The sequence below is a fragment of the Synechococcus sp. R55.8 genome (genome assembly GCF_047461895.1).
GTDB lineage: Bacteria > Cyanobacteriota > Cyanobacteriia > Thermostichales > Thermostichaceae > Thermostichus.
This window is the reverse complement of sequence record NZ_JANSIB010000059.1, coordinates 11,487-16,619: the sequence shown is the minus strand read 5'-3', so window position 1 is coordinate 16,619 and position 5,133 is coordinate 11,487. Positions and strand designations below refer to the sequence as shown.

General features: G+C 60.9%; 4 protein-coding genes. 3 read left to right on the top strand and 1 reads right to left on the bottom strand.

What is annotated here, in order from left to right:
• Positions 1–480: 480 nt before the first annotated feature.
• Complete coding sequence (locus NW829_RS07450; protein WP_414350223.1) at positions 481–999, bottom strand: HNH endonuclease; 519 nt, start codon at positions 997–999, stop codon at positions 481–483.
• A 167-nt stretch (positions 1,000–1,166) separates the two neighbouring features.
• Between NW829_RS07450 and NW829_RS07445 the strand changes: the two genes are divergently transcribed.
• The 3 genes from NW829_RS07445 (at position 1,167) to NW829_RS07435 (ending at position 5,132) form a co-directional block, all read left to right on the top strand.
• Positions 1,167–3,374, top strand: coding sequence for a glycoside hydrolase (locus NW829_RS07445; RefSeq protein WP_414416786.1), 2,208 nt, complete (start codon positions 1,167–1,169; stop codon positions 3,372–3,374).
• Positions 3,375–3,401: 27 nt separating this feature from the next.
• Complete coding sequence (gene pip / locus NW829_RS07440) at positions 3,402–4,352, top strand: prolyl aminopeptidase (protein WP_414329348.1); 951 nt, start codon at positions 3,402–3,404, stop codon at positions 4,350–4,352.
• Positions 4,353–4,592: 240 nt separating this feature from the next.
• Positions 4,593–5,132: a PDZ domain-containing protein gene (locus NW829_RS07435; protein WP_414412911.1), complete on the top strand. Its 540-nt coding sequence runs from the start codon at positions 4,593–4,595 to the stop codon at positions 5,130–5,132.
• The last annotated feature ends 1 nt before the right edge of the window (position 5,133 follow it).

Sequence of the window (5,133 nt, the reverse complement as noted above, 5' to 3'; positions counted from 1 at the left end):
TCTTTGTGGAAGACCTCAAGGCCAAGGGCTGGGCAAGGGGGATGTTGCCCAAGGATTGCGTCGAGGCTGCCTGGGGATAGATTCTCTGCCTTCTGGAGTGGGTTTGCTAGAAGGGTGGGGTGGACTTTGCCAAGGTTGACCCCAAAGGAAGCGGCCAAATCGGTTGCAAGTGCTGGGGGATGGTTAGCAACAGCTGGGCTGTCGGGGGGCCTCAGTGCCCTGAATGCCGGTACCGGGTGCATCGGGACTCAGCCTCAGCCTTGGGAACTGTGCTGGGTGGATTAGAGGTTGTTTTGCGAGCTGGCAGTGCCTAGGGGGGAGGCTGGGGAAGGGGAACCGCCTGTCCAGTTGTTCTGTCGGGGGTTGTAGACCCAGACAAGTGGCGTGGGGCAGGAATGCCCGACCGCGAGGTAAGGACTCCGTCCTGCTGACGGGAAGGGTGGCCCGCGCTCTGTCCATAGGATGAGCGCCGGGAGGATGTCACTCTTGCCGACTTTGGTGTTCGCGCCAGAACTGCTCCGCAAAAGCCACCGTCGGGTGGAGAGGGGCACGGGGTTTGCTGCGCAGGGGCATGTTGGCTTCTTCAGGGGTGCGGTTGCCCTTGCGTTGATTGCAGCGTTCGCAAGCCGTCACCACATTGTCCCAACTGTGGGATCCCCCTTTGGAGAGGGGCACGACATGATCCAAGGTCAGATTGTGGGTGCTGCCACAATACTGGCAGGTGTGGTGATCCCGCCGCAAAACCTCCCGCCGATTCACAGGGGGCACGCGCCAAGCGCGCTCTTTGCCCTTGATGGTCAGGCGAATATGTTCGGGCACTTCAATGACCTGGCTGGGGGAGCGCACCTTCCACACCGGCACATTCATCATCGAGAGCGGTTCGGCTTTGCCTGTTAGCAGCAGCACGATTGCCCGCTTGATATTGACCCGGCTGATGGGCAAATAGTTTTGGGAAAAGACAACGATCGACTGTTCCAGAAGGTGGGTAGCGGCAGTCATGGCTCAGCTCTTCCATTTGCCGCCATTCTCCTGAGGAATCTGCCGAATGGCAAGCTTTTCCCCACCGCCATCGACACCGGCAGAGCTCAGACATTCAAGAGTTTCTTACGATCGCGAGCCAGACAGATGGGCTAGTATCCGGGTGATGGTTGGATCCGGTACCGCCCATGACCTACCCGCTGCACGTCGCCCTGGTTTGGCACCAACACCAACCCCTCTACAAAAGTCCGGTGGCGGGTAAATATCGCATGCCTTGGGTGCGCCTACACGGGATCAAAGATTACCTGGACTTGGTCTTGCTGCTGGAGCGCTATCCCCGCTTGCACCAAACGATTAACCTGGTGCCCTCCCTGATTCTACAGATCGAAGAGTATGTGGCCGGCTCGGCTTTTGATCCTTACCTGGAACTGACCCTATCCCCTGTCGAAAAGCTCGGCCCCGATCAACTGCGCTTTGTGGTCGAGCGCTTCTTCGACAGCCACTACCCCACCATGATCGAGCCCTACCCCCGTTACCGGCAGCTCTACAACCAACGGGAATCTCAGGGGGTGAACTGGTGTCTGCAGTACTGGACTCCGCAGGACTTCGGGGATCTGCTGGCCTGGCACAACCTGTCTTGGTTTGATCCTCTCTTTCAGGAGGATCCTGAGATTGAGGGCTGGATCAAAATGGGATCCGGTTTTACCCTGGCGGATCGGCAGCGGATCTACGCCAAGCAACAACAGATCCTCGGCGCCATCTTGCCCCAACACGCCAAACTGCAGAGCAGCGGCCAACTGGAGCTGACCACCAGCCCCTATACCCACCCCATCTTGCCCCTGTTGGTGAGCGAGCGCTCGGCACGGGTGGCCCGCCCAGGGTTGCCCTTACCTCGCTACCCCTTTCACTGGGAGCAGGATGTCCACACCCAACTGGAGCGGGCTAAGCAGATCTATCGGGAGCGCTTTGGCCGCGAGCCGCGGGGCCTGTGGCCTTCGGAGCAATCGGTGAGCCCTGCCATTGTGCCGATTGTGCAAGAACAGGGCTTTGATTGGATCATCTCCGACGAAGGGGTTTTGGGGTGGAGCCTGGGCCAGCCTTTTCATCGCGATGGGCAGGGCCACATTCTGGAGCCGGAGAAGCTCTACCGCCCCTACCGCCTGGAAACCGAGCGGGGGGATCTGGCCATCGTCTTTCGGGATCACCGCCTTTCGGATTTGATCGGCTTCAGCTACAGCGCCATGCCCGCCGATGCTGCCGCCAAAGATCTCATCGGCCATCTGGAGAGCATCCGCAACCGCCTGCCCCAGGAGCAGCCCTGGCTGGTGACCATCGCTCTGGATGGGGAAAACTGCTGGGAGTACTACCCCCAAGATGGCCGGCCCTTCTTGGAAAACCTCTATACCCGCCTCAGCCAGCACCCGGCGCTGCGCTTGGTGACGGTCTCCGAGTTTCTGGATCAGTTTCCTCCCACTGAGTTTTTGCCGGCAGAGCAGCTGCACAGTGGCTCCTGGATCGAGGCGGACTTCACCACCTGGATTGGGGATCCGGTGAAAAACCGCGCTTGGGAGCTCTTGGCTCAGGCCCGCCAGGTGATTCAGGATCATCCCCGCGCCAATCCCCAAGCCTGGGAAGCCCTCTGGGCCGCCGAGGGATCCGATTGGTTCTGGTGGTTTGGGGCAGGCCACTCCTCCGCCCATGATGCCGTTTTCGACCAGTTGTTTCGGGAGCACCTGCAGGCGCTCTACACTGCTTTGGGAGAGGCGGTGCCGACCGTGCTGCAATTTCCCCTGGAGGATCATGACGGCCTAGGGGATCGCCTGCCGCAGGGGTTTATCCACCCGGCCATCAACGGTCGTCCGGCAGAACGGGAGTGGAGCCAAGCGGGGCGGGTGGAGATTGGAGCGGCCCGAGGCACCATGCACCGCAACAGCGCCGTTCGCCGCCTCTGGTACGGGTTTGATCACTTCAACCTCTACCTGCGGCTGGATTTTAACTCGGTGGTGCAGCGGCCCAGGCAATTGCTGGTGCTGTGGTTCTATCCCAACCGCGTCACCGTCAACAGCCCCATTCCCCTGCAGGGATTGCCGGCAGAAGCCCCTCTCAACTACCACTACCGCCACCTGTTGCGGTTGTCACTGCCGCCTCCCGGCACCGGCCAGCATCCGGCGGAGGTGCAAGCCCAGCTCTTGCAGGCAGGGGAGTACCACACCTGGCACGCCATCGGCCATCAAGTGAAGGCGGTGGTGGATGCCTGTTTGGAGGTGGCCATCCCCTGGAGCAATTTGGGCGCCCAGCCGGGTCAGGAGCTGCAATTTGTCATCCTGGCTGCCGATGGCGAGACCTTTCAGGAAGGGATCCCGCCCAAGGCCACCATTGCCCTGCGCAGACCTTGAGCGTGATGACCAGCAGAGCTTCAAGTTATGTCGCGCGATCTCTATCCCCCCATCGAGCCCTACGATCAAGGCTTTCTGGCGGTTTCCTCCCTCCACACCCTGTACTACGAGCAGTGCGGCAACCCGGCAGGCAAGCCGGTGGTGTTTTTGCACGGGGGGCCTGGAGGTGGGATCGATCCCATCTACCGGCAGTATTTCGATCCCAGCCGCTGGCGGGTGGTGCTGTTCGATCAGCGGGGCTGCGGGAAAAGTCGCCCCTATGCCGAGCTGCGGGAGAACACCACCTGGGATCTGGTGGCGGATATCGAGAAGTTGCGCCAGCATCTGGGCATTGATCGCTGGTTTGTGTTCGGGGGCAGCTGGGGCAGTGCCCTTGCCCTGGCCTATGGGCAAACCCACCCCCAATCCTGCCTAGGGTTTGTCTTGCGGGGCATTTTTCTCTTGCGCCCTTTTGAGCTCCGCTGGTTTTACCAGTCGGGGGCCGGCTACTTTTTCCCCGACGCTTGGGAACATTACCTGGAGCCGATCCCTCCCGAAGAGCGGGATGACCTGCTGGCAGCCTACCACCGCCGCCTAAACGACCCAGATCCCCAGGTACGGCTGAGGGCAGCTCGCGCCTGGTCTGTTTGGGAGGCCAGCACCAGCAAGTTGATCCCCAGCCCAGAGCTCATCGAGCGCTTTGGTCGGGGAGAGTTTGCCGAGGCCTTTGCCCGCATTGAGTGCCATTACTTTGTCCACGGCGGTTTTTTGGATCCGGAGGATCAGCTCCTCAGGGGGGTGGGACGGCTGCGGCATCTGCCGGCGGTGATCGTCCAGGGGCGCTACGACGTGGTGTGCCCGCCCATCTCTGCTTGGGAGCTGCATCAGGCTTGGCCAGAAGCAGAGTTTCGGATGATCCCCGATGCTGGCCATTCCATCACCGAGCCCGGAATCCGCACCGCCCTCCTGGAAGCCACCGATCGCTTTGCCGGTTTGTGAGCCCCGCCGAGCCAACCCAGTGCTGCCAGGGATCCCAAGACCTTGAAGAATTGCTACAGGAAGGCCGGCAAAACCTTGGGATCCAGCCCAGAAGCACGGCCAAGCCTATCGACAGTTGGCGATTTTGGGTTTATCACTGAGGGAGGGGCGGTGCAAGCTGCCCACACCTGGCTGGTGCATCCACCCAAGTGCTTCGCGGATTCAAGCTCATTTCTACTTCACCGTTTCCAGGGTCGAACCATGCAGAAACCAACCCATCTGTTCAAGCTTGCCCTAGCCCTGCCCATCTCCTTCTTGCTGGCAGATGCAGTTGTGGCCTACCCCTGCGACTCGGTTGGGGGTGAAGCTTACAACCACCACGGCTCCACGGTTCAGGTCAGCAGCGACGCCAACAGCTTCGGGATTCAGTGGTCGCCTGCCTCCTATGCTGTCGGCAACGGCTTCATTGGAGTTGCCATTGAAACGGTGAACGGCGAGCAAGCCCAGAGCGCCATCAGCCGTCGTCTGTTCGGCCCCGCACTTCGAGTTCAGGGGGTGCAGGTGGTCGGCTTGCTCCAGGATGGTCCTGCTCAACGAGCCGGTCTGGCCCAGGGCGATATTTTGATTGGAGTGGATGGGCAGCGGGTCACCTCCGTGCAACATGTGCAGCAGATCATCCAAAATACCCCGGTAGGCCAATCGGTGCCGATTACCTTCCGCCGTGGTGAGCAGGTGCTGTCAACGGTGGTTGTGGTGGGGGATGGCCGGGTGTTGCGCCCCTTGATGCTGCAGCAGCAGTGAG